Raw genomic sequence first — 25,802 nt, 5'->3', positions numbered from 1 at the left:
CCAACCCTGGTCACTCAGATCAACCGCCTGGAGCGGGACCTCGGGCAAGCACTGCTCCAACGCGTCGAGCGCGGTCGGGCTATGAAGCCGCCTCGATGAGTACGACAGCAGGTCCGGGATCACAGCCCGGCTGACCTCTCGGCCCCGCTAAGGCTTCTTGGCATCATCTCGACATGGCCCCGACCCTTCCCCGCACCGTCCGAGCCGTCGACACCGCTCAGCTCCTAGACCTCGCCCAGGAGGCCGCCATGCACGGGCTGAGACAGCGCAGGAACCCCTGGTCAGGGCTGTGCTCTATGGCACGAGCCGCGAGATCCTACAGCCCCGTCGAAATGCGCTCGACGTGCACCGCCCGGCCGGGTGGACTGGGCCCATGACAACACCTCAGGAAGAGCTGCTTCCCGGCACGCGTCGTGCGCTGCTGCACCGGATCGCCGTGGCCCAGGCCGAAGGACGGGCACCGTCGCTCGTGGCCGCGGTCGTACGGGACGGGCGAGCCGTGTGGCACGGCTCGCGCACCTCGGTCGATGGCCACGGGCCCGACGAGAACGTGCAGTACCGGATCGGTTCGATCACCAAGACCTTCACCGCGGTGCTCGTGCTGCGGCTGCGTGACGAGGGGGCGCTCGACCTCGAGGACCCGCTGGAGAAACACCTGCCGGGCACCGGGGCGGGGGAGGCCACCGTGGCCCAACTGCTCGCCCACACCGGCGGCCTGGCCGCCGAGTCGCCCGGCCCGTGGTGGGAGCGGACGCCCGGGGCGCTGCGGCCCGGCCTCACCGACGTCCTCGGCGACCAACCCGTCCTCCACAAGGCCGGCCGCCGTTTCCACTACTCCAACCCCGGCTACAGCCTCCTGGGCGCTCTCGTCGAGGAGCTGCGCGGCGCCCCGTGGGACGACGTACTACGGCGGGAAGTGCTCGAACCTCTGGGGCTGGAGCGCACGGGTATTCGACCCGAGTATCCACACGCCGGTGGATGGGCCGTGCATCCCTGGGCCGATGTGATGATGCCGGAGCCCACCGAGGACTTCGGACGGATGGCCGCGGCCGGTCAGCTCTGGTCCACGACCGGCGATCTCGCGCGGTTCGCCGCCTTCCTGGCGCGTGGGGACGACCGGGTGCTGAGTGCGGAGTCCCTGCGGGAGATGCGTACCCCCGCGGCACCGCCCGAGCTGACGGACTTCGTGGAGGGCAGCGCCTACGGACTCGGTCTGCGGATCGAGAACCAGGGCGGGCGGCTCCTCGTGGGCCATTCCGGGTCGGTTCCGGGCTTCCTGGCGAGCCTCACCCTCAGCTTGGCCGACGACGTCGCCGCAGTCGTGCTCACCAACTGCACCTCCGGCCCGATGGTGTCCCAGGTGGGAGCCGACCTTGTGCGGATCGTCGCCGAGGCCGAACCGCGGATCCCCGAGCCGTGGCGCCCGCTGCCGGAGATCGATCGTTCCGCCCTGGAGCTGGTGGGTCAGTGGTACTGGGGGACCAGTCCTTTCGCCCTGCGGCTGACGGCCGACGGTTTCGCCTCCCTCGGACCGCTCTCGGGCGGCGGCCGGCGCTCCCGCTTCCGCCCGAACAGCGACGGAACCTGGACGGGACTGGAGGGCTACTTCGCCGGCGAGGTCCTGCGGGCCGTACGACGCCCGGACGGGGCCGTCGACCATCTGGACCTCGGATCGTTCGTGTTCACGCGTCAGCCGTACGACCAGGAGGCCGCTGTGCCCGGTGGCGTCGACCCTGAGGGATGGCGGGGGATCGGCTGACCGAGCGCGTGAGGAAGAAGGCGCCGTGTTTCACGTGAAACACGGCGCCTTCTTCCTCACGGTCGAGCCTCAGAGCTGGAGCTTGAAGCCGACGTGGGAGGCCACGAAACCGAGCCGCTCGTAGAAGCGGTGGGCATCGGTGCGTGAGTTGTCGGAGGTGAGCTGCACCAACTGGCAGTTCTCGCGGCGGGATTCCTCGATGGCCCACTCGATGAATCGGGTGCCCAGGCCGCTGCCCCGCTCGTCGGCGTGGACGCGCACACCCTCGATGATCGACCGGGTCGCGCCGCGCCGGGAGAGACCAGGGACGATCGTCAGCTGGAGTGTGCCGACGACGCGCCCTTCGCGCACGGCGACGACCAGACGCTGGTTCGGATCCGCGCTGAGCCGTTCGAGGGCGGTCCGGTACGGGCTGAGGTCGTCCGGAGACTCCCGCTGGGCGCCCAGCGGATCGTCCGCGAGCATGGCGACGATCGCGGGAAGGTCGCCGGTGACAGCTGCGCGTATTTCAAGATCTCCCATGCCCGCAGCCTACGCAGGAGTGGGCGCCTTCAACGTCTCCACGGCCCGTACCAGTGGCGCCAGTTCGGGGTTCTTCGCCGCCTCGTCGAGGGCCTCGCGCAGTGCCGCGTCGTTGGTCGGCCGAGCCTCGTCGAGCAGGTGGAGGCCGGCCTCGGTGACGTTGGTGTAGATGCCGCGGCGGTCGGTGGGGCACAGGTAGCGCTCGAGCAGACCGCGGTCCTCGAGCCGGGTGACCAGCCGCGTCGTGGCGCTCTGGCTGAGGACGACCGCGTCGGCGACCTGCTTCATCTGGAGATGGCCCCCCTCGCCGTCGTGCTGGCGGCTGAGCACGTCGAGCAGGGAGTACTCGCGAACGCTCAGGTCGTGCCGGGCCTGCAACGCGCGCTCGATGCGGGCCTCGATCCTCCCGTGGAGCAGGGAGAGGGCGCACCAGCCCTGGGCGAGGGCGGTGAGTGCGGGGTCCGTCGCAGTCATGAACGTTTCCTCCGTCCCGGAGCGGCTGCGTCCAGGATAGAGCAGCTTCGAAATATCCAGCGCTTGCAAATAAAGCGCGTCTGCAATTATTGTCCTCGCCAGTTAAGCGCACATGCAATCGTCTGGAAGGTGTACCCCATGCCTCTCGCGCTGCTGGCCCTCGCGATCGGCGCCTTCGGAATCGGGACGACCGAGTTCGTGATCATGGGCTTGCTGCCCGAGGTCGCGGGCGACTTCGGGGTCTCCATCCCCACGGCCGGCTTCCTCGTGACCGGCTACGCGCTCGGCGTGATGTTCGGCGCTCCGCTGATGACCGTCCTCGGGACCAAGGTGCCCCGCAAACGGATGCTGATGCTGTTGATGGGCCTGTTCATCGTCGGCAACCTGCTCTCGGCGGTGGCCCCGGCCTTCGCCGTCATGCTGATCGGCCGCGTGGTCGCCTCGCTCGCCCACGGCGCCTTCTTCGGCATCGGCTCCGTCGTCGCGGCCGATCTCGTCGCGCCGGACAAGAAGGCCGGCGCCATCGCGATGATGTTCACCGGTCTCACCGTCGCCAACGTCGTCGGCGTTCCGCTGGGCACCCTCATCGGCCAGAGCATCGGCTGGCGCGTCACCTTCGCGATCGTCGCCGCGCTCGGCGTCGTGGGCCTGGCCGGTGTCGCCAGGCTGGTGCCCGAGATGCCCCGGGCCGAGGGCGTCCGACTCCGCCACGAGCTGGCCGCGTTCAAGAACGCCCAGGTCCTGCTCGCCATGGCGATGACCGTCCTGGGCTTCGGCGGAGTCTTCGCGGCCATCACCTACATCGCGCCGATGATGACCCATGTGACCGGCTTCGCCGACGGCTCCGTCACCTGGCTGCTGGTCCTCTTCGGGCTCGGCATGGTCGGCGGCAACCTGATCGGCGGCAAGTACGCCGACCGCGCCCTGATGCCGATGCTGTACGTCTCTCTGGGCGCTCTGGCGGTCGTCCTCGCGCTGTTCACCCTGACCGCGCACAACAAGGTCCTCGCGGCCGTCACGATCGCTCTCATCGGCGCCCTGGGCTTCGCCACCGTCCCGCCACTGCAGAAGCGCGTCCTCGACCAGGCGCACGGCGCCCCAACGCTGGCCTCAGCCGTGAACATCGGCGCCTTCAACCTCGGCAACGCCCTGTCCGCCTGGCTCGGCGGCCTCGTCATCGCCGCCGGCCTGGGCTACACAGCCCCCAACTGGGTCGGCGCCGCCCTCGCCGCGGCCGCCCTGGTGCTGGCCTTCGTCTCAGCCGCACTGGAGCGCCGTTCGAGCACCCCGAGCCCCGTCGTGGCCGGAAGCGCGCCGTCCGAGCCGCGCACGGCCGTCCATCACTGAGGACGGGGACTTCTCAGGACGCGGCTCGACCGTAGCCTGCCAGGTCGGCCGTACCCACCCCGCTCGATCTGGCGCACGCCGCAGCCCGATCGCGGACAGCAGACGTCGGCCCCTCACCGGGCCGGCGTCGTCCGTTGCTTCAGCCCGCCGCCACCGTCAGCGGCGCGAACCGTCGGGCCCAGTCCCCGGGGAGCTCGGTGATCCCATACGTCATCACGGCGTTGAAGGCGACCGACGCGAGCCCATGGTCCTTCGCCCACGCCAGCAGCTCCTCGTGACGCACGTCGATGTCGGTGCGCAGCGGGCGGTCCGTGTGGGCGGCGAGGGACGTGATGAGCGCCTTGGCCGTCTCCGTGTCGCGGGCCACCAGCGGGCCCACGACATGCGTCTCCATGTTGGGCCAGGCGCCCGCGTACCCGATGATGCGGCCGTTCTCCTCAGCGACGTGCAACTGGTCCGCGAAGGCCGGCAGGCGGGTGATGATGTGGGTGCGATCCGTGCCGAACACCTCCTCGTCGATGCTGAGTATCGCGGCGAGGTCCTCCGCCGTGGCCGCGCGTGTGGCGGTACGGGGCGCCGGACCGCCTGCGGTGAAGTGCCCGCGCAGCATCTCCACCCGTCCAGTCACCTTGAAACCGAGCTCTTCGTAGAGCGGGCGGCCGTTCGGTGTCGCGTGCAGGGTCAGCGGTGTGGTGCCCATGGCGGAGAGGACATGCCGCATCAGCCGTCGGCCGATGCCCTGCCGGGAGTGCCGCTCGGCGACCAGCACCATGCCGATGGCCCCGAGCGTGGGCCGGCCGTGCGGGCCGTACTCGGTGACGACACAAGCGCTGACGAGCCCCCCCTCGGGGTCGTCGATGCCGTAGCCCTTCCCGGCGGTGAGGAGGAGACCCCACTTGTGCTCTTCGCGTGGCCACCCCCGGTCCTCGGACAAGTCGGCGCAGGCAGTGAGATCACGGTGCGTCAGACGGCGGATGGGGAGAGCGGCGAGGGAAGGAGTCGACACGCAGGTCAGGCTGTCCGACCAGCCCCCTCGGCGTCCACCTGTTTCCGTCGAGACGTACGTGCTTTTGGCCATGTCGTGGTCAACTGCACAGAAGACCGACAGACACCGGCCTGTTTCACGTGAAACGTCGGCGAGTTCGGTCGAAAACCCCTCCGTTAGCCTCGTCCCCATGGCGAGGCTTCATCTCTTCGATCTCGACGGCACGCTGTTGCACGGGACGTCCGCCCCATTGGAGATCTCACGGCAACTAGGCGTGGAAGCCGAGACGGTCGCGCTGGAGCAGGCGATCCTGGCCGGAACGATCGAACCGCCGGAGTACGCGACGCGTGTTCACGCGATGTGGACGCGACTCACCGAGGAACATGTCACGGCGGCGTTCGACGGGGCTCCCTGGCTGGCGCGCATTCGTGAGGTCTGGGCGGCGATCAGGAGTCGGGGCGAGTACTGCGCGGTCGTGTCGCTCTCGCCTTCCTTCTTCGTGGAGAAGCTGACCGGTTGGGGTGCACACGCGGCACACGGTTCTCGCTTCCCCGCCGTGCCGTTCACCGAGCCGCTGGACCCGACGGGTGTCCTGAACTCCGCGGCGAAGGTGGTGATCGCCGACCGGCTGTGTGGCGAGTTCGGAGTGACGCGGGCGGACTGCGTCGCGTATGGCGATTCGCTCTCCGACAAAGACCTGTTCGGCGCGGTGCCGATGTCCGTGGCGGTCAATGCGGATGCTCACCTGGCGGGACTGGCCACCCACTCCTACGCGGGGAAGGATCTGTGGGATGCCTATGAATTGGTGCGGCACGCCCGGTAATTGAAGGAATCGGCCGTTCGCACCCTGGTCATGCGGTGAGGGGGGAAGGGGGGACTTGTGTGCGGAGCGGCGGCCGGTATGGTCGACTCCGGTTCGTGTCCGGGGCGTGATCCGCGACAAGCGGTGTAGGCATTCCGTGTGGGCCAGAGCAGGGCAATGCAGCCTAACGGGACGGAGAGATCGAAGACCCGCGATTTCGGTTATGCGGCCGGGGTATCCACAGGGGGTGGGATGCTGCGGTGAGAGGACTGCGGCCCATGTCGCACCCTCGCCTTACCCGACCGTACGAGCTGGAGTGCGGGGTGGGCTGCGGCCGTATCGGCCGTGGAGCGGAACGGAACGGAAAAGCAAGCCGTCTGCGGGGGAAGCAGGCACTGTCCGATCGCGGACGTGCGCAGACCGACCGATAGATGTTCGAGGCGAGGCACACCATGGACGCTCCGACCACCAGGTCGGCCGACAACGGCACGTCCGGCGGCGGGGACGGATGGTTCACGCCGCGCAAGCAGCCGACACCGGCTGCCGGCAGCGAGCAGGGAACCCCCGACGGCCGCCGCCTGGCCGCGCTGCGCCCCATGGGCAGGCACACGGGGCCGAACGGCGAAGCACCCCAGGACGAGAGCGCGGACGCGAGCCCCCGAATATCCGCGCTTCCGACGGCGACGGCCATACCGACGGCGGACGGGCCTGACGCGCCCCCACAGGCCCGGTCGGCCACCGCGACGCAGGAAACCGCCGAGACTCCGGAAGACACCGAGCCTCAGACCGCCCCTCACCCCGAGTCGGCCGGCCACCCCGGGCCTGCCCCCCACCTCGCCGAGCCGGCCGCGCATCCCCAGCCTTCGCCCCACCTCGCCGAGTCCGCCGCGCAGCCCCGGCCCGCCTTCCACCCCGAGCCCGTCGGCCATCCCCGGCCCGCGCTCCACTCCCAGACGCCCGCCCCGGTCTCAGCACCCCCGCCTCCGGCACCGGCCACCGAGGCCCGTGTGCCCGCCCAGCGGTCCGTGCCCGCCGGCGACCCCTCCCCGGACGCCGTCTTCATCCGCCGGACCATGGCCGAGGTCGGGCCCGTGGCCGACAAGGTCACCTCGTACTTCTACGCGCTGCTCTTCGTCCGTCACCCAGACCTGCGCTCCCTCTTCCCGCCCGCGATGGACGCCCAGCGGGACCGGCTGCTCAAGGCGCTGCTCACCGCGGCGGAGCACATCGACAACACCCCGGTCCTCGTGGACTACCTGCAGAACCTCGGCCGAGGCCACCGCAAGTACGGCACCCGGGCCGAGCACTACCCTGCGGTCGGCGAGTGCCTCATCGGCGCGCTGAGCAAATACGCCGGGTCGGTCTGGGACGCCGAGACGGAAGCCGCCTGGGTCCGGGCGTACACGACGATCTCCCAGGTCATGATCGACGCCGCGGCGGCGGACGAACTGCGCGCACCGGCCTGCTGGTACGCGGAGATCGTCGCGCACGAACTGAGAACCCAGGACGTCGCCGTCCTCACCCTCCGCCCCGACCAGCCCTACCTCTTCCTCGCCGGGCAGTACGCGAGCCTGGAGACACCGTGGTGGCCGCGCATATGGCGGCACTACTCCTTCGCCTCGGCCCCCCGCTCCGACGGTCTGCTCACGTTCCATGTGAAGGCGGTCCCCGCCGGATGGGTCTCGAACGCGCTGGTGCACCGGGCCCGGCCCGGCGACATCGTCCGGCTCGGTCCGCCGGCGGGTTCGATGACCGTCGACCACACGCGCGACAGCGGACTGCTGTGCCTGGGCGGCGGCACCGGCATAGCGCCGATCAAGGCGCTGGTCGAGGACGTCGCCGAGCACGGCGCCCGCCGCCCGGTCGAGGTGTTCTACGGCGCTCGCAGCGATCGCGACCTGTACGACATCGACACGATGCTCCGGCTCAAGCAGTCCCACCCCTGGCTGGAGGTCCGAACGGTGGTCGACCGCGACGGCCTGCTCCAGCTGCCCGACGCCATACGCTCCTTCGGCCCCTGGACCGAGTACGACGCGTATGTCTCCGGTCCGCCCGGCATGATCCGCAGCGGAGTGGACGCCTTGCGCGGCGTCGGCATCCCGGCGGAGCGCATACGCCACGACTCGGTCGAAGAGCTCGTCGCCGCCGCACACTGACCCGGCATCCCAGGCATCAGCCCAGGTCGGGAGCGTGCATGGCGCGCACACCTTCGATGTTGCCGTCGAGGTAGTGCCGCAGCGACAGCGGTACCAGGTGGACCGAGGCGATACCGACCCGGGTGAACGGCACCCGGACGATCTCGTACTCGCCGATGGGTTTCTCCACCTCCGGCCCGTGCCGCAAGGCGGGGTCCATGGATTCGAGGCGACAGACGAAGAAGTGCTGCACCTTCACTCCGGTCGCGCCGCCGTCGTCACCGATGTGCTCGACGGTGTCGACGAAGCAGGGCACCACATCGGTGATCTTGGCGCCGAGTTCCTCGTACACCTCGCGGTGCAGGGCGTCGACGACGGTAGCGTCATCCCGTTCCACCCCGCCGCCGGGCGTGACCCAGTAGGGATCCACGCCGGGCCTGGTGCGCTTGATCAGGATCAAATCGTCACCGTCCAGCAGAACGGCGCGGGCGGTGCGCTTGACCACAGGTCGGACGGTCATGGGAGAAATGTGGCCCGGCTGGTTCCACGTGAAACATCGCGAAACGTCACCGGACGACCTCCCTCCGTGAGGCACCGGAGCAGCGTATTCAGCACCAGTCGGCCGCCGTCCGCAGCAGCCACTCGTGAGCCCGCGCGATATGCGGTATCGCCAGCGTGCCGGTGCGCACGACCAGCACATATGTCCGTAACGGAGGAACTGCCGGCTCGTGCAGTGCGACGACGTCACCGCGCTCCAGTGCGGTCGCGCACAGATAGCGCGGCAGTACCGCCAGGCCTGCCCCGGCGATCGCACAGGCCAGCACCGCACGCAGATCGGGGACGATGACGGTGCCGGAGGCGGCGGGGCGGGAGTCGAAGACGGAGGCCCAGTAGCGGGAGACGAACGGCAGCGACTCATGGACCTCGACGACGGGCAGGTTCTCCAGCGCTGACGCACCCGGGCGGCGCAGCTTCTGGGCGCCGATCAGCTCGGCTTGGCGGGGGGAGCCGACAAGGACGTGCTCCTCGTCGCACAGCGGGGTGGCGGTGAGCAGGGCGCCGCGCGGCCGGGCCGTGCTGATGGCCAGGTCGTGGTGTCCGGCGGCGAGCCCCTCCAGGACCTCCTCGGCGGTCCCGAAAGAGGCGCGCAGGGCGAGGCGCTGACCGTCGTCGCCGGCCAGCTCGGTGAGGGCGGGCAGGGCCCGCTCGGCGGTGAACTCGGGCGGTCCGGCCAGATGCAGCGTCCGTACGGAGGACTCGTCGTCGAGGCCGGTCTCGGCGATCTCCACCAGGGCGTCGAGGTGCGGGGCCGCCTTGTGCGCGAGTTCGTCGCCGATCGTCGTCGGAGTCACACCGCGGGCCTGGCGCAGGAACAAGGGGCGGCCCAGCTGCCGTTCCAGCGTGCGGATCTGGGAGGTGACGGCCGGCTGGGACAGCCCCAGCAGGGCGGCGGCGCGGGTGAAGGAGCCGGCCCGGTGCACGGTCACGAAGGTGCGCAGCAAGGCCAGATCCATGGAGCGTCCTCCCTTTCTGTGCCTTCCTCCCGGCCCTGAGGCAGGGCCCAACTATAAATAAGTCGATAGGTCTCTGTCGCTACAGTGATTGGACACTGACACAGAGTCAACTAGCCTTGTTCGCGCGGTTCTTCGCGCGCGGAACCGCGGACGGTCCGAGCCACGAGGGGGGAGGCTCGGACCGTCCGATGTACGGGGGCGGGGTACGGCGGGTGCGCGGAACGGGACACCGCGGGAGGCGTCCGCAAGGCCGTCACCGCGCCGACTCCTCCAGCGCGCGCAGCACGTCCGCCAGCAGGTCCTCGGGATCCTCGGCGCCCACCGACAGCCGGATGAAGCCCTCCGGTACCGGGTCCCCGCCCCAGCGGCCACGCCGCTCCGCGGTGGAACGCACCCCTCCGAAGCTCGTCGCGTCGTCCACGAGCCGCAGTTCCTCCAGGAAACGCTCGGCACGCGCGCGCGTGGGCAGCGTGAAGGACACCACGCACCCGTAGCGTCGCATCTGCTGTGAGGCGACCTTGTGGGACGGGTCGTCGGGCAGCCCCGGGTAACGCACCCCGGTCACCTCGGGCCTCGACCGCAGGGCCTCGGCGACGGCCAGGGCGGTGGCGCTCTGCCGGTCGACGCGCATCTGCAGCGTGGCGATCGACCGGTGCGCGAGCCAGGCCTCCATGGGCCCCGCGATCGCCCCGCCGATCTTGCGCCACCGCCGTACGGCCGTCATCGGCTCGCCGGAACGGCCGGTGACGTAGCCGAGGAGTACGTCGCCGTGCCCGGTGAGCTGCTTGGTGCCGCTGGCCACGGAGAAGTCGGCGCCGAGTTCCAGCGGGCGCTGCCCGAGCGGCGTCGCGAGCGTGTTGTCGACGGCCACCAGGGCGCCACGGACGTGTGCCGCCTCCACGAGCCGGCGGATGTCGCACACGTCGAGACCGGGGTTCGACGGGGACTCGATCCACAGCAGCTTCGCCCCGTCGAGGGCGTCGAGCTGGGCGTCGCCCCCGGTCGGAGCGGTGCGCACCTCGATGCCGTACGCCTCCAGCTGGGCGCGGACCAGGGGCAGCGCCTGGTAGCCGTCGCTGGGCAGCACGACGGCGTCCCCGGAGCGCACCTGGGAGAAGAGCACCGACGAGATCGCGGCCATGCCGGAGGCGAACACGAGCGTCTCGACGCCGTCCTGCCCGGGGGCCTCCAGCTCGCCGATGGCGTGCTCCAGATGTGTCCAGGTGGGGTTCTCGTCGCGGCCGTAGGCGTACGGGCCGGTGGGCTCGCCCGGCAGGTGGAAGTGCGCGGCGAACACGGGACCCGGCAGGGTCGGCTCGTACTTCACCGGCTCGGGCAGACCCGCCCGCACCGCGCGCGTGCCCTCGCCGGCGCTCAGCGGACCGCCTGTTGCGGAATCGTTCATGCCACTCGTCCTTCCACGTCCGCACGCACCGCGGCGAGCAGACCGACGCTCGCCTCCTCCACCATCTCAAGACACGTGTCGAAGCCGTCCGGGCCGCCGTAGTAAGGGTCCGGGACGTCGAGGTCGTCGGCCGCGGCGGGGTCGTAGGAGCGGAGCAGGCGCACCTTGCGGGCGTCCCGCTCGGTCGGGGCGATGCGGCGCAGGGCCCCGAGGTGACCGGCGTCCAGGGCGACGACGAGGTCGAGCCGGGCGAACCAGGACGGTTCGAAGACCCTGGCCGTGTGCCTCAGGGCGTAGCCGTTCGCCTCCAGGACGGCCACCGTACGCGGGTCGGCGCCCTCGCCCGCGTGCCAGTCGCCCGTGCCGGCGCTGTCGACCTCGACCAGCTCGTCGAGCCCGGCTTCCCGCACGCGCGCGCGGAAGACTGCTTCCGCCATCGGCGAGCGGCAGATGTTGCCGGTGCAGACGAAGCAGACGCGGTAGGTCATGGCGCCCTCAGTCCTTGTCGGGCAGGACGACGTTGAGCGCCCAGGAGACGACGGAGATGATCAGGCCGCCCAGGACGGCGGTCCAGAAGCCCTCGACGTGGAAGCTGAGGTCGACCACATCGGCCAGCCACGAGGTGAGCAGCAGCATCAGCGCGTTGACCACCAGGGTGATCAGGCCGAGCGTGAGGATGAACAGCGGGAAGGTCAGCACCTTCACGATCGGCTTGACCAGGAAGTTGACCAGGCCGAAGAGCAGCGCGACCAGGATCAGGGTGCCGATCTTCTTGCCCGTGCTGTCGCCAGTCAGAGTGATCTTGTCGAGCAGCCATACGGCGACCGCCAGGGCACCCGCGTTGGCGATCGTCTTGACTACGAAATTCTTCATGTGTCTGATCGTGGCAGAACAGATCGGCTACGAGTGTGGACGAGGGCGATGAAGGCATTCCGGCTGGACGAACTGGAGGCGGAGCGAGCCGCCAACGACGGCGCCTACCTGCAGTTTCTGCGGGAGCGGAACATGTCGGTCGGGTTGTATGCGCTCAACGCGGGAGAGCATGATCCACAGAACCCGCACAACCAGGACGAGGTGTACTTCGTCGTGAGCGGCCGGGCCGCCATCACCGTCGGCCTGGAGACCACCCAGGTCGCACGCGGCAGCGTGGTGTACGTGCCGGCCGGGGTCGCCCACAAGTTCCACCACATCAGCGAGGACCTGCGGGTCCTGGTCGTGTTCTCGCCCCCCGAGGGCTGACCTCCTCCGCCCCGGAGGTGAGGCGGCGTCTCCGGGTTCCCTAGGGGATCGGTCAGGGGAGGACAAGGGGTGCGAGGCCCCCGACGGCACCCTCTTCGGACCTAGCATCGACGGCAGGACATTCGAAAGGATCCGGACCGTCTCAGGCTCCGGACATCGGACAGATGAGGACGAGGGCGATGCGAGAGATCTTCGCGGGACTGCCGTGGTGGGTGAAGTGGGTGGCGGTGCCGGTCATCGCCCTGGTCGTGTTCGGCGGCCTGATAGCCAGCGTCGTCGGCTTCGTGATCGGCCTGCTCTTCAAGCTGCTGGTCTTCGTGGCGCTGGTCGGCGGACTCATATACGTCGTACGGAAGTTCACGTCGAGTTCCACCTCGCGCGGCGACTGGTGAGCGACGCGGGAGCCGGTGATCGGTAACAGGAATCGCCGGTTCCCTCGGCCGAGGGAAGTTTCTCCCGGGCCCAGACCGTGAGCGGTGGCGGACAGTTAAAGTCCGGAGCCCGACGTGGGGACGACCCCCGCGAGCGGCGATCTCCCCCTCCCGTGTTCCCCGCACGGACCCGCCCCCTCGCGCTTCCGGAGTGACCCTTGGCCACGGTTGACACCGCCTCCGCGGAACCGCACGCATTCCCGGCCCGACCGCGTTCCGCGACACCCCCCTTCCAGCGCCCGCCCGCCGCGACCGTCCCCGAGCAACCCAACCCGACGACGACGCTCATCGGCTCGGTGCAGCGCGCGATGCGTCTTTTGGAATGCGTCGCCGAGCACCCGTACGGGGCCCCGGCCAAACAACTGGCCCGCGAAACCGGCCTCGCCCTGCCCACGGCGTACCACCTGCTGCGCACCCTGGTGCACGAGGGCTATCTGGCCCGGGAGAAGGGGTTGTTCTTCCTCGGCGAGGCCGCCGAGCGGCTGGGCAGCAGTGGAGCGGCGCAGAAACGTCGCAGCGTCGTCGCCGACGCCCTCGCCCAGTGGCGGGATTCGATCGGTGTTCCGGTCTACTACGCCCTGTACCGCGACGGCGAGATCGAGGTCATGTGTGTCTCCGACAGTCCGGGCAATCCTGCGGTCGAGGAGTGGGCCGACTTCCGTGAGACCGGGCACGCGCACGCCATCGGTCAGTGTCTGCTGGCCCAGTTGGACGACCGGGCCCGGCGCGACCACCTGGACCGCTATCCCGTGCAGTCGATCACGCCGTACACCGTCCGCGACGAGCACACGCTGCTGCGGCGGCTGGCCAGGGTGCGGCGGACGGAGACGGCCGTCGAACGGCAGGAGTACGCGCTGGGCACGGTGTGCGCGGCGATCCCGATCACCGTGGGGACGACCGCCGGCACGATGGCCATCTCGCTCCCCGCCCACCAGGCCGACCGGCTGCACGCGGCGGCACGACAGCTCCAGGAGGAGCTGGGGCGGATGCTCGGGTCGCTCGCCATCTCTATCAGTATCTGAAAACTCACTCCTTGTGATCTGTTGTGCACGTTCAGCAAGATGCCGTGCAATGTCAGGGGTTCATTCCCAGCCATTTCGACGGCAGTGACGGGATAAAGCGATGTGCGAGTCCGTACAGGCGGTACAGGCAGAGGTCATGATGAGCTTCCTCGTCTCCGAGGAGCTTTCGTTCCGTATCCCGGTGGAGCTGGGCTACGAGGCGCGTGATCCCTATGCCGTGCGGCTCACCTTTCATCTGCCCGGGGACGCCCCCGTGACCTGGGCGTTCGGCCGTGAGCTGCTCATCGACGGGGTGGGCAGGCCGGTCGGTGAGGGGGACGTGCGGGTCTCGCCCCTCGATCCGGACGCGTTGGGGGAGGTACTGATCCGGCTTCAGGTCGGTGCCGACCAGGCCGTGTTCCGCTCCTCGGCCGCTCCCCTGGTGGCCTTCCTCGACCGCACCGACAAGCTGGTGCCCCTGGGGCAGGAGGCTGCGCTCGGCGACTTCGACGCCCATCTCGACGAGGCATTGGACCGGATCCTGGCGGAGGAGCAGAGCGCCGGCTGAGGAGGGTGCGGAGGCCGGGGAGCGGATCGCTTCAGCTCGGGTGGGGACTGGCAGGAACGCTTCTCCTGCGGGAGTGCGGCGTCTGGCCCGGTGAATCCCTGAGGGGGCGATTCCCGAGGGCCATGAGATGCCCGGCGGTGGGCCGCCGAGGCGCCTGAGGCAGTCATCGGCGACGACCCTCGGGTGCCCCGGCGGCTCAGCGCTTGCGGCGCCTGCCCCTGCCGCCCCGGGGCGGCGACGCGGGAGCCGCACCGGTGGGTGCTCCCCCCGGCTGTCCCGGGCCGGCCGACGCGGTCAGCCCCTCCGGTCCCGTCGCCCCTGCCGTACCGGGGCCCGCGCGGTCGGCCGAGACCACCAGGGCCGCGAGGGCCGTGGTCACCGGCACGGACGCGACCAGGCCGATCGAGCCCACCAGCGTGCGGACGATCTCCTCGGCGACCAGCTCGCTGTTGGCGACCGTACCGACACCGCTCTGCGCGATGGAGAACAGCAGCAGCAACGGCAGCGCCGCACCGGCATAGGCGAGGACGAGCGTGTTGACCACGGACGCGATGTGGTCGCGGCCGATGCGGATGGCGGCCCGGTACAGCCCGCGCCAGCCCACTGTCGGGTTGGCCTCGTGCAGCTCCCAAACGGCGGAGGTCTGCGTGACCGTCACGTCGTCGAGCACACCCAGCGAACCGATGATGATGCCGGCGAGCAGCAGACCACTCATGTCGATCGTCGGATAGAGGCCGTGGATCAGACCCGTGTTGTCGTCCGTGTTGCCGGTCAGCGCGGCCCAGTCGACGAACCACGAGCCGAGCAGGCCGATCAGCAACAGTGAGATGAGCGTGCCAAGCACCGCCACGGAGGTGCGGGCCGAGACGCCGTGACACAGATAGAGGGCGATCAGCATGATCGCACTCGCTCCCACCACCGCCACGACCAGCGGGTTCGAGCCCTGAAGGATCGCGGGCAGGATGAAGAAGTTGAGCACCATGAAGCTGATGGCCAGCGCGATCAACGCCATGACGCCGCGCAGTCGCCCGACGATCACAACGGCGACGGCGAAGAGGCCGGCGAGCAGCCCCATCGGCACACGGCGGTTGATGTCGGTGACCGAGTACTGCAGGTCCTTCGGCGCGGAGGGCTCGTAGGCGACCACGACCTCCTGACCCTCGTGCAACTGCCGCGACTGGTCCGGCTGGACGATCTCCGTGAACGTGCGGCCCTTGTCCTTGCCGGTGTCCACCCGGATCGTGGCCCGTTTGCAGGTGCCGTTCGCCTGCTGCTGGGCCGAAGAGCCCTCGGCCGTGGAGGTGTCACCGGTCGGGGTGTCGCCCGAGGCGTTCACGGACGAGCAGCTCAGGCTCTCGACCTTGGTGACCGTCCCCTGCTGTGTCTGCCGGTCGAAGCCGACCCCCGTACGTTCGTGCGGCGGTGCACCACCGGGCCACAGCACGACCAGTCCCGCGAGGACGGCCACGGCGAACGGGATGAGGACGGCCGCGATGACCTTGCGCAGATGCTTGGAGACGGGCGCGGCCGGGCCATGGCTGTGCGAGTGCCCGTGGCCGTGGCCATGCCCGTGCCCACCACCGCCTCCCGGCCCATGCCCGCCGTTCGCGGGGCCGTGCCCTCCGCCGTTCGCGGGGCCGTGCCCGCCGCCGCCCGCGGGGCCGTGCCCGCCGTTGTCCGTCGGGCCATGCGCCCCGCCGCCACCCGGTGCGTGCCCGCCACCGGAACCGCCGTCGGGCGCGCCAGTGCTTCCGCCACCTGCGCCGTGTCCGCCATGGCCGGCTGCAACGGGGTCGAACCCGCGTTCACGACCGAACTCAGGTTCCCGATCCGGCATGTGGCCCTGCCCTTGCCCCTGCGGGAACCCGTGACCCTGCCCCGGCTCGGACGCGTGCCCTTGTGCGAACCCGCGATCCTGCCCCTGCCCGGGTCCGGGGCTCTGCCCAGGCCGGTGATCAGCACGGCCAGGTCCCTGCCCGCTGCCGTAACCCTGCCCGCCGCCAGGCTGAGGCCCAGGCCCGCTGCCAGTCCCCCGCCCGCCGCCCAACCGCTGTAGCCCGCCCAGCTTCCCGCTGTATCGAGGCCCGTGGTCAGTCCGGCTGGCGAAATCGCGGCCGTCTCCCAGGCCGGGGCCGCCACCAGGCGCGCGTCCGGGCACCGGGCCGGAGCCTGATCCAGCAGGGCCCGGCGCAGACCCTGGACCGAAGTCCGGCCCAGGGCCCGGCGCAGATTCCGGACCGAAGTCCGGCCCACGGCCCGGCCCAGACCCCGGACCGGGTACAGATCCCGATCCGGCGCCGGCTGCAGGCCCAGGCCCGGCCCCGTTGCCATTGCCGGCGCCCGGCCTGCGGGGCGGCTCAGGGGGTGGGTACGGGGGTTGGTGTGTCGTGGTCACCGACCGATCATCGCAAGAACGACCGGGGCCCTCTGTTCACCGCGCCCGAATTGACGCTAGCGTGGAGGCACCTTTTGCACACGCGGGAGCTCGGAGCACCGGGCTGAGAGGGCGCTGACCTCCGTCTTCGCGATGTTTCACGTGGAACGTTCACCGGCAACGAGTGATGTTTCACATGAAACGTCGGCCGACGGTAGCCGCTGCGTCGACCGCTGAACCTGTTACCGGGTAATGCCGGCGTAGGGAGTAGGTCTCATGACCAACAAGGACGCACGCACGCCTGCCTCCATGCAGATCTCCGACGAGGTCGCTGCCGACGGGGAGGCCGGGAAGTCCATCGGCTGGCACAAGGCGTACGTCGAGGGCACCCGCCCCGACCTGCGCGTGCCGGTTCGCCAGGTGCATCTCACCAACGGGAAGTCGGTCACGCTGTACGACACTTCCGGCCCGTACACCGATCCGCACGTCGAGACCGACGTCCGCAGGGGCCTGTCGCCGTTGCGGGAGAACTGGATCGTCGTCCGAGGCGACACCGAGGAGTACGCGGGCCGCCCTGTCCGTCCCGAGGACGACGGCATCAAGCACACCTCGCCGCGCGGCGGACTGCGCAACCTCGACGCCGTCTTCCCCGGACGGCCGCGCCTGCCGCGCCGCAGCCGGGACGGCAAGGCGGTCACTCAGCTCGCGTATGCGCGCCGGGGTGAGATCACGCCCGAGATGGAGTTCGTGGCCCTCAGGGAGAACGTTTCTCCTGAAGTGGTCCGTGAGGAGATCGCGGCAGGCCGCGCGGTGCTGCCGGCCAACGTCAACCACCCGGAGATCGAGCCGATGATCATCGGCAAGCGCTTCCTGGTGAAGGTCAACGCCAACATCGGCAACTCCGCAGTGACCTCCTCCATCGAGGAGGAGGTCGAGAAGATGACGTGGGCGACCCGCTGGGGCGCCGACACGGTCATGGACCTGTCCACGGGCCGCAACATCCACACCACCCGCGAGTGGGTGCTGCGCAACTCCCCCGTTCCCATCGGCACGGTGCCGCTGTATCAGGCGCTGGAGAAGGTCGACGGCAAGGCCGAGGAACTGACCTGGGAGATCTACAAGGACACGGTCATCGAGCAGGCCGAGCAGGGCGTGGACTACATGACGGTCCACGCGGGCGTGCGCCTGCCCTACGTGCCGCTGACGGCGAACCGCAAGACCGGCATCGTCTCGCGCGGCGGCTCGATCATGGCGGCCTGGTGCCTCGCACACCACAAGGAGTCGTTCCTGTACGAGAACTTCGAGGAACTCTGCGAGATCCTCGCCACGTACGACGTCACCTACTCCCTCGGTGACGGTCTGCGTCCCGGCTCGATCGCGGACGCCAACGACGAGGCGCAGTTCGCGGAGTTGCGCACGCTCGGGGAACTCAACACGATCGCCAAGCGTTTCAACGTACAGACCATGATCGAAGGCCCGGGCCATGTTCCGATGCACAAGATCAAGGAGAACATCGACCTTCAGCAGGAGATCTGTGATGAAGCTCCGTTCTATACGCTCGGCCCGCTGACGACCGACGTCGCGCCGGCATACGACCACATCACCTCCGGCATCGGTGCCGCGATGATCGCCTGGTGGGGCACGGCGATGCTCTGCTACGTCACGCCCAAGGAACACCTGGGCCTGCCCAACCGTGACGACGTCAAGACCGGTGTCATCACCTACAAGATCGCCGCCCACGCGGCCGACCTCGCCAAGGGACACCCCGGTGCGCAGGAATGGGACGACGCGCTGTCGGACGCCCGTTTCGAGTTCCGTTGGGAGGACCAGTTCAACCTGGCCCTCGACCCGGACACGGCCCGGGAGTTCCACGACGAGACGCTGCCGGCGGAACCGGCCAAGACCGCTCACTTCTGCTCCATGTGCGGGCCGAAGTTCTGCTCGATGAAGATCAGCCAGAGCATCACCGAGCGATTCGGCGGCGGTGTCGCCGAGGGGGCCTCTCCTGAGGAGGTCGCCGAGGGGATGCTGCAGAAGTCCAAGGAGTTCGCGGCGAGCGGGAACAGGGTGTACCTGCCGATCGCGGACTGACGGGCGGACCGCGGCCCTGCCTCGGCTGCGGCCGTTCCGAGCAGTGACACCGCTTTGCGGTGGTACCGCTTCCCGCTCTCGATCCGGGTGCCCGTGCGGCGTACGGCTTGCGCTCCCCTGCGTGGGGGCGCAAGCCGAGGGCCTATTCCGGCTGGTGCTCCGGGCCTCCGAAGTCCGGGCTGGTGTAGTCCGGGCTGCTGAAGCTCGGGCGCGTGCCGGTGGAGGAGACGTCGTCGGGGCTGGTGAAGCCCGGACGGTCGTAGCCGATCTTCGGCAGGCGGCCGGTGGGGGCCGGCGGGGCCGACGTGGGGTGCAGCGCGGCGGCCGTACCGGGGTCGGCGAGGGCCTCGCGCAGGAAGGGCAGGATGCCTCGCTTCAGCAGTGCTTCCCGCCAGGCTTCCTTGGCTCGGGCGACTTCCTCGCTCAGTTCGCCGTACGGGCCCGCTTCCAGGGAGGGCCGGTTGCGCAGGGCGGTGAGCAGGAGCGCGACGGTCGCGACGAGGATCGCGGCCGCGGCGAGGGCCCCGAAGGCCCAGCCGGTGTTGACCATGGCCTCTGCGGCTGTCGGCGCGGGGTCGAGCATCTTCAGGAGGTAACCGACGAGAAGGAAGATCACTGCGGCGGTTCCGGCGAGGACGGGGGTGAGGACGGCGGCGACGGCGCCCGCTCCGGCGGCCTCGGCGGCCTGCGCCGCCTCCCCCATGGTGGTGGCGAGCCCCATCCCGCCCACTCCCGGCTCACCGGAACCCGGCTCGTGGGTGGACGACGACGGGGTGGGCGGCGCCGGGTGGCGCAGTTCCTCGCGGACCTTCACATAGTGCTGGTACTCGGTCGCCGCGGCGGCCGTGATGAGGGCGGTGGCGTTGAGCGCCATGGTGCGCAGCTGTTCGGCGTTGAGCCGCTGTCCCACAGCGGTGAGTTCCGGGTGGTCTGGTGCGGAGCGCAGCGCCTCATCGAGGATCCGCTCGTACTCTTGGCGGTCCTCACTGTGCAGGTGCTGCGGAACGCTGTTCATGTGCATCCCCCGATGCTCCGTAGGGCTTGGGGCTCGCATGCCAACGAGCCGTCGGGCAGAAACGGAGGGGAGCCTGCTACGGATAGACCGATGGTAGAGCGGCGACGGCATGAGGTGACAGGGGGTTTGCGGAAATTGGCCCCTGGCCTGCGGCGTCGCCGGCCCGTCCGGTGCCGGGTCCGGCGTGCGGTGAGCCGGACCCGTGAACCGTCAGCCGGTCAGCGGCAGTTGCTGGACCAGCAGCTTTCCGGCCATCGTCACGCCGCCGTCCATCGCGATGGCCAGTCCGTCGGCGTAGACGTGCGGTCCCTCGACCACGGGACCGGCCGAGTCCTCGCCGTCCTCGGAGCCGACTTCGCCCAGCAGGTAGGGAATCGGGCTGTGCCCGTGAACGATGCGGGTGCCGCCGTACGTATCGAGAAGAGAGCGGACGGCGTCGGCGCCGCCCTCGTCACGGAAGGAGAAGCGCTTGGTGAACTTGCGGAAGAGATCCCAGACTTCGTCCGCGTCGTTGCGGGTGAGTGTCTCGCGGACGGTGTCGTTGACGGCCTCGATCGAGTCCCCGTAGTCGAGATAGGCGGTGGTGTCGGAGTGCACGAGCAGGTGGCCGTCGACCGCCTCCATGGCGTCCAGGCGGGCCATCCACTGCAGGTGGTGGTCCTGGAGACGGTCCATGTCGGACTTCTGGCCGCCGTTGAGCAGCCAGGCCGCCTGGAAGGTGGCGGTGCCCGCGCCGGAGTTGACCGGGGTGTCGCCGAAGCGCTTGGCGCCGAGCAGCAGCAGCTCGTGGTTGCCCATGAGGGCCTTGCAGTAGCCGCCGGCCGCGGCTGCTTCGGCGGACAGCCGCATCACGAGGTCGATGACGCCGATGCCGTCCGGGCCGCGGTCGGTGAAGTCACCGAGGAACCACAGCCGGGCGGTGCCCGCGCACCATTGGCCGGCCGCGTCGATCAGGCCCTTCTCCTGAAGGGCGGCGACCAGCTCGTTGAGGTAGCCGTGCACGTCGCCGACGACGAACAGCGGGCCCGGGCCGGTCGTGGGCAGCGGCGCCGGTGCGGCGACGGCCACGGGGTCGACGGTCACCTGAAGGGTGTCGCCCCGGTTGATGACAGGCAGGTCGCGCTGGGTGGGTGTGTAGCCCTCGGGGTGCTCCAGCGGATCGTCGAGCGCCGGCGTGACGTTCCCGGGATGGGTGCTGTGGTCGTACGGACCGGTCTCATGGACGTACGCGGGCACGCGGAAGTCGCGCAACGTCGCCGTCCGCTCCACCTCGGGTCCCTGACCGGCCCCCTGAGTCATCAGACCCCTCCACCATCGCGCCGCATCTGCACCGCTTCGGACTGCCTGGTCGCGACGGCCCGCGGTGCCGTGCGCCCATCATAGGAATGCGGATCGTGCCATGTGATGACCCAGGGGTGGTGAATCGGAGCAAGACTCCAGTTCATCGCGGCTTTCGCCCCGATTGGGCCGGGCTTCGGCAGTCCCCGCTCACCCGCCACACACCCCGCTCGCACCCTCGCCCCACATGTATCGGCGGTCATACGGGGGCGTGAGGGGCGCGGATACCGTTGCGGTTGCCGCCTGAAAGGGGTTTCCACGCGCCCCCGGCCCTCGGCTCCGGGCCATCGTTACGGCTCGCCGCGCGCCGAGCTTCCACAAGCCGCCCGCGCGTGCCGCGCGCCCCCCTCGGACGAGAGACAGCGGGCCGAGAGCCGAGAGACGAACCGAGCCGTCGCGCGTGGCCGGCCCGCCCCAGCGTGTCGTCGGCTGGGGGCCGACCCCCTGCCCCCAGCGCCGCCTACGTCTCCTCGGGCGCCCTCGGCGGGCTGACCGTCGTTCGCGGGGGACGTCGCTGAGAAGAGGTACGCACGATCAGTTCGGTCGGTATCACCTGCTCGACCGGCTTGTCCGACTCCACACCCTCGATCGCGTCGATGAGCAGCTGGACCACCGCCGTGCCGATGCGCCGAGGCTTCAGCGAGAGCGTGGTGATGGGCGGCTCGGTGTTGGCGTACACAGTCGACTCGCTGCAGCACACCAGCAGCAGGTCCTCCGGGACGCGCAGCCCGTACCGGCGGGCGGCGGCGAGCAGGTCGGTGCCGTTGGGGTCGAACAGGCCGTAGACCGCGTCCGGGCGGTCGGGCCGGGCCAGCAGCCGGTCGGCGGCGACGGCGCCCGCGCACGGGTCGTGGGCGGGGTAGGACTCGTAGACCGGGTCCTGGCCGACCCGCTCGCACCAGTGCAGGTAGGCGCGGGTCGACAGGTGGGTGTACGTGTCCGTCGAGGTGCCCGTGAGTAGCCCGATACGGCGGGCGCCGGCGTCGGCCAGGTGGTCGAGGATGTCGAGGACGGCGGCCTCGTGGTCGTTGTCGACCCACGCGGTGACCGGGAGCGACCCGGCCGGGCGGCCGTCGGAGACGACCGGTAAACCCTGCCGGACCAGTTCGCTGACGACGGGATCCTGATCGGACGGGTCGATGACGACCGTGCCGTCCAGGGCGACGTTCGACCACACGTCGTGGCGCGAGGTCGCCGGGAGGATCACGAGCGCGTAGCCACGGGCGAGCGCGGCGGAGGTGGCGGCGCGCGCCATCTCGGCGAAGTACGCGAACTCCGTGAAGGTGAAAGGTTCATCCCCGTACGTCGTCACGGTCAGGCCGATGAGGCCCGACTTGCCGGTACGGAGGGTTCTGGCCGCGGCCGAGGGGCGATAGCCCAGTCGGTCGGCGACTTCGCGGACATGGCGTCGGGTGGCATCGGGGAGCCTGCCCTTGCCGTTGAGGGCATCGGAGACGGTCGTGATGGAGACTCCGGCGGCGGCGGCCACGTCCCTGATGCCCGCCCGGCCCGGCCGGTTGCCTCGGCGTGAGGTTTCCGCGCGGCTCACCTGGTGCTTCCCTGCTGCTGTCATGGCGAGCCGATAGTAGGGCTCATCCGGTGGGGTAGGGCGGACGCATATTCACGCATTGACAGGCACGTTTCTGCATGGTCGTAAGGTATCAATTGCCTTGGAAAGAAAGGCAGTTGAGTGATCATGTGCCAGGACGTGGTGCGTGGGCACGGATGAGCCTGCCAATGCACCGATGTTTCGAAGAGGTCTCAACTCACCTGCACGAGGGATGCGCGCCAGGGCGCGAGCCACCGGCGCATAGATATATGTATGGCGCGCCCCCCGTTTCCCGCGCCTTCGTCCTCAGAGGTCGCAGACATCCGCGCGCTTCGTCGTGAGTCGGTCCTTTGCTGCACGCACTGCCTGTACGCAGCGGCGCCGAATCCTCATAAGGTGAGAAGTATTGAAGCCGGTGGTGGTCACGAGGAGGACTGCGGTGAGCGAGACGAGCCCCAAGCTGCGCGCCGAGCTGGAGGGGATCCCCACCTACAAGCCGGGCAAGCCGGCTGCGACCGGTGGTCCCGTGGCCTACAAGTTGTCCTCCAACGAGAACCCGTACCCGCCGCTGCCGGGCGTGCTGGAGACCGTGACGGCCGCCGCCGCGAACTTCAACCGCTACCCCGACCTGGCGTGCACGGGCCTGGTGAACGAACTCTCCGAGCGCTTCGGGGTCCCCGTTGCCCATCTGGCCACCGGTACCGGTTCGGTCGGTGTCGCCCAGCAGCTGGTCCAGTCGACCGCCGGCCCCGGCGACGAGGTGATCTACGCCTGGCGGTCCTTCGAGGCGTACCCGATCATCACGCAGATCAGCGGGGCGACCTCGGTGCAGGTGCCGCTGACGCCGGATGATGTGCACGACCTGGACGCGATGGCCGAGGCGATCACCGAACGGACCCGGCTGATCTTTGTCTGCAACCCCAACAACCCCACGGGCACCGTTGTGAAGCGGGCCGAGCTGGAGCGGTTCCTGGACCGCGTGCCCGGTGATGTGCTGGTCGTACTCGACGAGGCGTACCGGGAGTTCATCCGTGACCCCGAGGTGCCGGACGGCGTCGAGCTGTACCGCGACCGGCCCAACGTCTGCGTCCTGCGGACCTTCTCCAAGGCCTATGGTCTGGCGGGGCTGCGGGTCGGCTTCGCGATCGCTCATGAGCCGGTGGCGGCGGCGCTGCGCAAGACGGCGGTGCCGTTCGGTGTGAGCCAGCTCGCCCAGGAGGCGGCGATCGCCTCGCTGCGAGCCGAGGACGAGCTGCTCGGCCGGGTCGGCTCGCTGGTCTGTGAGCGCAACCGGGTGGTGGAGGGGCTGCGCGCCCAGGGCTGGACGGTGCCGGAGACACAGGCCAACTTCGTGTGGCTGCGGCTGGGGGAGCACACGATCGCTTTCGCGGGGGCGTGTGAGCAGGCCGGTGTGGTGATCCGGCCGTTCCCGGGGGAGGGCGTGCGGGTGACGGTCGGGGAGGCCGAGGCCAATGACATCTTCCTGAAGGTGGCGGAAGGGTTCCGGAAGGAGCTGGAGCTGTAGGGCTCCGCGCCGTCCCGAGGGGGGTCAGGGCGTCTTGGTTTCACGTGGAACCGAGGCGCCCTTTCGGTTGTCCGGGATCACTGCTCCATCCCAGGTCAGGGCGGTTGTTCCGGGTTGGGGACCCCCGCCGTTCGGGTGTCGAGCGGCCATGCGTCATAATTGCTTGTGAATGTGAACGCTTTCACAAGCGTGTGAGGTAAGGAGCGGCGACGTGGACCTGGCTTTGGCGCCGGAGACTCTGGCGCGCTGGCAGTTCGGCATCACGACCGTCTACCACTTTCTGTTCGTCCCCCTGACGATCTCGCTGGCCGCGCTGACGGCCGGGCTGCAGACCGCCTGGGTGCGCACGGAGAAGGAGAAGTACCTCAGGGCGACGAAGTTCTGGGGCAAGCTCTTCCTGATCAACATCGCGATGGGTGTCGTGACCGGCATCGTGCAGGAGTTCCAGTTCGGCATGAACTGGTCGGACTACTCCCGCTTCGTGGGCGACGTCTTCGGTGCGCCGCTCGCCTTCGAGGCCCTCATCGCCTTCTTCTTCGAGTCCACCTTCATCGGTCTGTGGATTTTCGGCTGGGACAAGCTGCCCAAGAAGATCCATCTGGCCTGCATCTGGATGGTCTCGATCGGCACCATCCTGTCGGCCTACTTCATCCTCGCGGCCAACTCCTGGATGCAGCACCCGGTCGGCTACCGGATCAACGAGGCGAAGGGGCGGGCCGAGCTCACCGACTTCTGGCTCGTGCTGACCCAGAACACCGCGCTCGCCCAGGCCTTCCACACCCTCTCCGCGGCCTTCCTGACCGGTGGCGCCTTCATGGTCGGCATCTCCGCCTTCCACCTGCTGCGCAAGCGGCACATCCGTGACATGAAGACCTCGCTGCGGCTCGGCCTGGTCACCGTCGCCGTCGGCGGTCTCCTCACCGCGGTCAGCGGCGACGTCCTCGGCAAGATCATGTACGAGCAGCAGCCGATGAAGATGGCGGCGGCCGAGGCACTGTGGGACGGCGAGGCGCCGGCGCCCTTCTCCGTCTTCGCCTACGGCGACGTCGAAAAGGGCCACAACAAGGTCGCCATCGAGATCCCGGGCCTGCTGTCCTTCCTCGCCAAGGACGACTTCACCTCGTACGTCCCCGGCATCAACGACGTCAACAAGGCCGAGCAGGAGAAGTACGGGCCCGGTGACTACCGGCCCAACATCCCCGTCGCCTACTGGGGCTTCCGCTGGATGATCGGCTTCGGCATGACGTCCTTCGCCATCGGGCTGGCCGGGCTCTGGCTGACGCGCAAGAAATTCATGCTGCCGCAGCACCTGCGGGTCGGCGACGACGAGAGGCCGCACCTCGTCCTGTTCCGGAAGAAGGCGCTCAGCCCCAAGCTCACCAAGCTGTACTGGCTCGCGGCGATCTGGACCTTGGCCTTCCCGCTGATCGCCAACTCCTGGGGCTGGATCTTCACCGAGATGGGCCGCCAGCCGTGGGTCGTCTACGGCCTCTTCCAGACCCGCGACGCGGTCTCCCCCGGTGTCTCCCAGGGCGAGATCCTCACCTCGATGATCGTCTTCACGTCCCTGTACGCGATTCTCGCCGTCATCGAGGTCAAGCTGCTGGCCAAGTACGTGAAGGCCGGCCCGCCCGAGCTCACCGAGGCCGACCTCAACCCGCCCACGAAGATCGGCGGCGACTCCCGTGACGCCGACAAGCCGATGGCCTTCTCGTACTAGGCCGAGGG

Annotated in this window: 23 protein-coding genes and 1 riboswitch; of the genes, 11 read left to right on the top strand and 12 right to left on the bottom strand. The window is 69.6% G+C overall.

Annotated elements, in window-relative coordinates; translation table 11 throughout:
* Positions 1-373 precede the first annotated feature (373 nt).
* Positions 374-1,759 carry a serine hydrolase gene (locus ALMP_RS26385; RefSeq protein WP_264932504.1) on the top strand — a complete coding sequence of 462 codons (1,386 nt, stop codon included), beginning with the start codon at positions 374-376 and terminating at the stop codon, positions 1,757-1,759.
* Between the two features lie 69 nt (positions 1,760-1,828).
* Here the strand turns inward: ALMP_RS26385 and ALMP_RS26380 are convergent, their stop codons facing one another.
* A complete protein-coding gene (locus tag ALMP_RS26380) occupies positions 1,829-2,281 on the bottom strand; it encodes a GNAT family N-acetyltransferase (protein ID WP_264932502.1) in 453 nt (150 codons plus the stop codon).
* A 9-nt stretch (positions 2,282-2,290) separates the two neighbouring features.
* Positions 2,291-2,755 carry a MarR family winged helix-turn-helix transcriptional regulator gene (locus ALMP_RS26375; RefSeq protein WP_264932500.1) on the bottom strand — a complete coding sequence of 155 codons (465 nt, stop codon included), beginning with the start codon at positions 2,753-2,755 and terminating at the stop codon, positions 2,291-2,293.
* A gap of 138 nt (positions 2,756-2,893) precedes the next feature.
* Between ALMP_RS26375 and ALMP_RS26370 the strand changes: the two genes are divergently transcribed.
* A complete protein-coding gene (locus tag ALMP_RS26370; RefSeq protein WP_264932499.1) occupies positions 2,894-4,102 on the top strand; it encodes an MFS transporter in 1,209 nt (402 codons plus the stop codon).
* Between the two features lie 139 nt (positions 4,103-4,241).
* On the opposite strand, the gene ALMP_RS26365 is transcribed toward ALMP_RS26370, so the two are convergent.
* Positions 4,242-5,108, bottom strand: coding sequence for a GNAT family N-acetyltransferase (locus tag ALMP_RS26365; protein ID WP_264932497.1), 867 nt, complete (start codon positions 5,106-5,108; stop codon positions 4,242-4,244).
* 169 nt (positions 5,109-5,277) lie between these two features.
* Between ALMP_RS26365 and ALMP_RS26360 the strand changes: the two genes are divergently transcribed.
* Together ALMP_RS26360 and ALMP_RS26355 are read left to right on the top strand one after the other, a co-directional pair.
* On the top strand, positions 5,278-5,910 hold the full coding sequence (locus ALMP_RS26360; protein ID WP_264932495.1) for an HAD family phosphatase: 633 nt from the start codon (positions 5,278-5,280) through the stop codon (positions 5,908-5,910).
* 431 nt (positions 5,911-6,341) lie between these two features.
* Positions 6,342-8,045 carry a globin domain-containing protein gene (locus tag ALMP_RS26355; protein WP_264932493.1) on the top strand — a complete coding sequence of 568 codons (1,704 nt, stop codon included), beginning with the start codon at positions 6,342-6,344 and terminating at the stop codon, positions 8,043-8,045.
* 16 nt (positions 8,046-8,061) lie between these two features.
* Here ALMP_RS26355 and ALMP_RS26350 read toward each other — a convergent pair whose 3' ends face one another.
* The 5 genes from ALMP_RS26350 to ALMP_RS26330 form a co-directional block, all read right to left on the bottom strand.
* Positions 8,062-8,544 carry an NUDIX domain-containing protein gene (locus tag ALMP_RS26350; RefSeq protein WP_264932491.1) on the bottom strand — a complete coding sequence of 161 codons (483 nt, stop codon included), beginning with the start codon at positions 8,542-8,544 and terminating at the stop codon, positions 8,062-8,064.
* A gap of 88 nt (positions 8,545-8,632) precedes the next feature.
* Positions 8,633-9,538, bottom strand: a complete 906-nt coding sequence (locus tag ALMP_RS26345; RefSeq protein WP_264932489.1) for a LysR family transcriptional regulator — start codon at positions 9,536-9,538, stop codon at positions 8,633-8,635.
* A 253-nt stretch (positions 9,539-9,791) separates the two neighbouring features.
* On the bottom strand, positions 9,792-10,943 hold the full coding sequence (locus ALMP_RS26340; protein ID WP_264932487.1) for a cystathionine gamma-lyase: 1,152 nt from the start codon (positions 10,941-10,943) through the stop codon (positions 9,792-9,794).
* Positions 10,940-11,431, bottom strand: a complete 492-nt coding sequence (locus tag ALMP_RS26335) for a low molecular weight protein-tyrosine-phosphatase (protein WP_264932485.1) — start codon at positions 11,429-11,431, stop codon at positions 10,940-10,942. Before ALMP_RS26335 ends, ALMP_RS26340 begins: the two co-directional genes overlap by 4 nt.
* A gap of 7 nt (positions 11,432-11,438) precedes the next feature.
* On the bottom strand, positions 11,439-11,816 hold the full coding sequence (locus tag ALMP_RS26330) for a phage holin family protein (protein WP_264932483.1): 378 nt from the start codon (positions 11,814-11,816) through the stop codon (positions 11,439-11,441).
* A gap of 48 nt (positions 11,817-11,864) precedes the next feature.
* Here ALMP_RS26330 and ALMP_RS26325 point away from each other — a divergent pair, with 48 nt between their 5' ends.
* The 4 genes from ALMP_RS26325 (at position 11,865) to ALMP_RS26310 (ending at position 14,182) form a co-directional block, all read left to right on the top strand.
* Entirely contained in the window at positions 11,865-12,182 is a 318-nt protein-coding gene (locus tag ALMP_RS26325) for a cupin domain-containing protein (RefSeq protein WP_264932482.1), read from the top strand.
* A gap of 179 nt (positions 12,183-12,361) precedes the next feature.
* Positions 12,362-12,574 (top strand): DUF5326 family protein, encoded by a 213-nt coding sequence (locus ALMP_RS26320; RefSeq protein ID WP_264932480.1) that lies wholly within the window; start codon positions 12,362-12,364, stop codon positions 12,572-12,574.
* 197 nt (positions 12,575-12,771) lie between these two features.
* Positions 12,772-13,635, top strand: coding sequence for an IclR family transcriptional regulator (locus ALMP_RS26315; protein ID WP_264932478.1), 864 nt, complete (start codon positions 12,772-12,774; stop codon positions 13,633-13,635).
* Positions 13,636-13,735: 100 nt separating this feature from the next.
* The gene (locus ALMP_RS26310; RefSeq protein WP_264932476.1) at positions 13,736-14,182 is read left to right on the top strand and encodes an SsgA family sporulation/cell division regulator; all 447 of its coding nucleotides are present in this window, start codon (positions 13,736-13,738) and stop codon (positions 14,180-14,182) included.
* A gap of 196 nt (positions 14,183-14,378) precedes the next feature.
* Here ALMP_RS26310 and ALMP_RS26305 read toward each other — a convergent pair whose 3' ends face one another.
* Complete coding sequence (locus tag ALMP_RS26305) at positions 14,379-16,019, bottom strand: YibE/F family protein (protein WP_264932474.1); 1,641 nt, start codon at positions 16,017-16,019, stop codon at positions 14,379-14,381.
* A 630-nt stretch (positions 16,020-16,649) separates the two neighbouring features.
* Positions 16,650-16,840, top strand: a riboswitch (TPP riboswitch).
* Here ALMP_RS26305 and thiC point away from each other — a divergent pair.
* The gene (gene thiC, locus ALMP_RS26300; protein ID WP_309299541.1) at positions 16,833-18,647 is read left to right on the top strand and encodes a phosphomethylpyrimidine synthase ThiC; all 1,815 of its coding nucleotides are present in this window, start codon (positions 16,833-16,835) and stop codon (positions 18,645-18,647) included. (Overlaps the previous riboswitch by 8 nt.)
* Before the next feature lie 142 nt (positions 18,648-18,789).
* On the opposite strand, the gene ALMP_RS26295 is transcribed toward thiC, so the two are convergent.
* The 3 genes from ALMP_RS26295 to ALMP_RS26285 all read right to left on the bottom strand — a co-directional run bounded on the left by ALMP_RS26295 (position 18,790) and on the right by ALMP_RS26285 (position 22,573).
* The gene (locus ALMP_RS26295) at positions 18,790-19,668 is read right to left on the bottom strand and encodes a hypothetical protein (RefSeq protein WP_264932472.1); all 879 of its coding nucleotides are present in this window, start codon (positions 19,666-19,668) and stop codon (positions 18,790-18,792) included.
* Between the two features lie 204 nt (positions 19,669-19,872).
* Positions 19,873-20,961 carry a metallophosphoesterase gene (locus ALMP_RS26290; protein ID WP_264932469.1) on the bottom strand — a complete coding sequence of 363 codons (1,089 nt, stop codon included), beginning with the start codon at positions 20,959-20,961 and terminating at the stop codon, positions 19,873-19,875.
* Between the two features lie 499 nt (positions 20,962-21,460).
* The gene (locus tag ALMP_RS26285; RefSeq protein WP_264932467.1) at positions 21,461-22,573 is read right to left on the bottom strand and encodes a LacI family DNA-binding transcriptional regulator; all 1,113 of its coding nucleotides are present in this window, start codon (positions 22,571-22,573) and stop codon (positions 21,461-21,463) included.
* 415 nt (positions 22,574-22,988) lie between these two features.
* On the opposite strand from ALMP_RS26285, the gene hisC reads away from it, so the two are divergent.
* A complete protein-coding gene (hisC, locus tag ALMP_RS26280; protein WP_264932465.1) occupies positions 22,989-24,074 on the top strand; it encodes a histidinol-phosphate transaminase in 1,086 nt (361 codons plus the stop codon).
* 211 nt (positions 24,075-24,285) lie between these two features.
* On the top strand, positions 24,286-25,794 hold the full coding sequence (locus ALMP_RS26275; RefSeq protein ID WP_264932463.1) for a cytochrome ubiquinol oxidase subunit I: 1,509 nt from the start codon (positions 24,286-24,288) through the stop codon (positions 25,792-25,794).
* Positions 25,795-25,802: the final 8 nt, after the last annotated feature.

Source organism: Streptomyces sp. A012304, from assembly GCF_026008495.1.
GTDB lineage: Bacteria > Actinomycetota > Actinomycetes > Streptomycetales > Streptomycetaceae > Streptomyces.
This window is presented reverse-complemented; position numbering and strand designations above follow the sequence as displayed.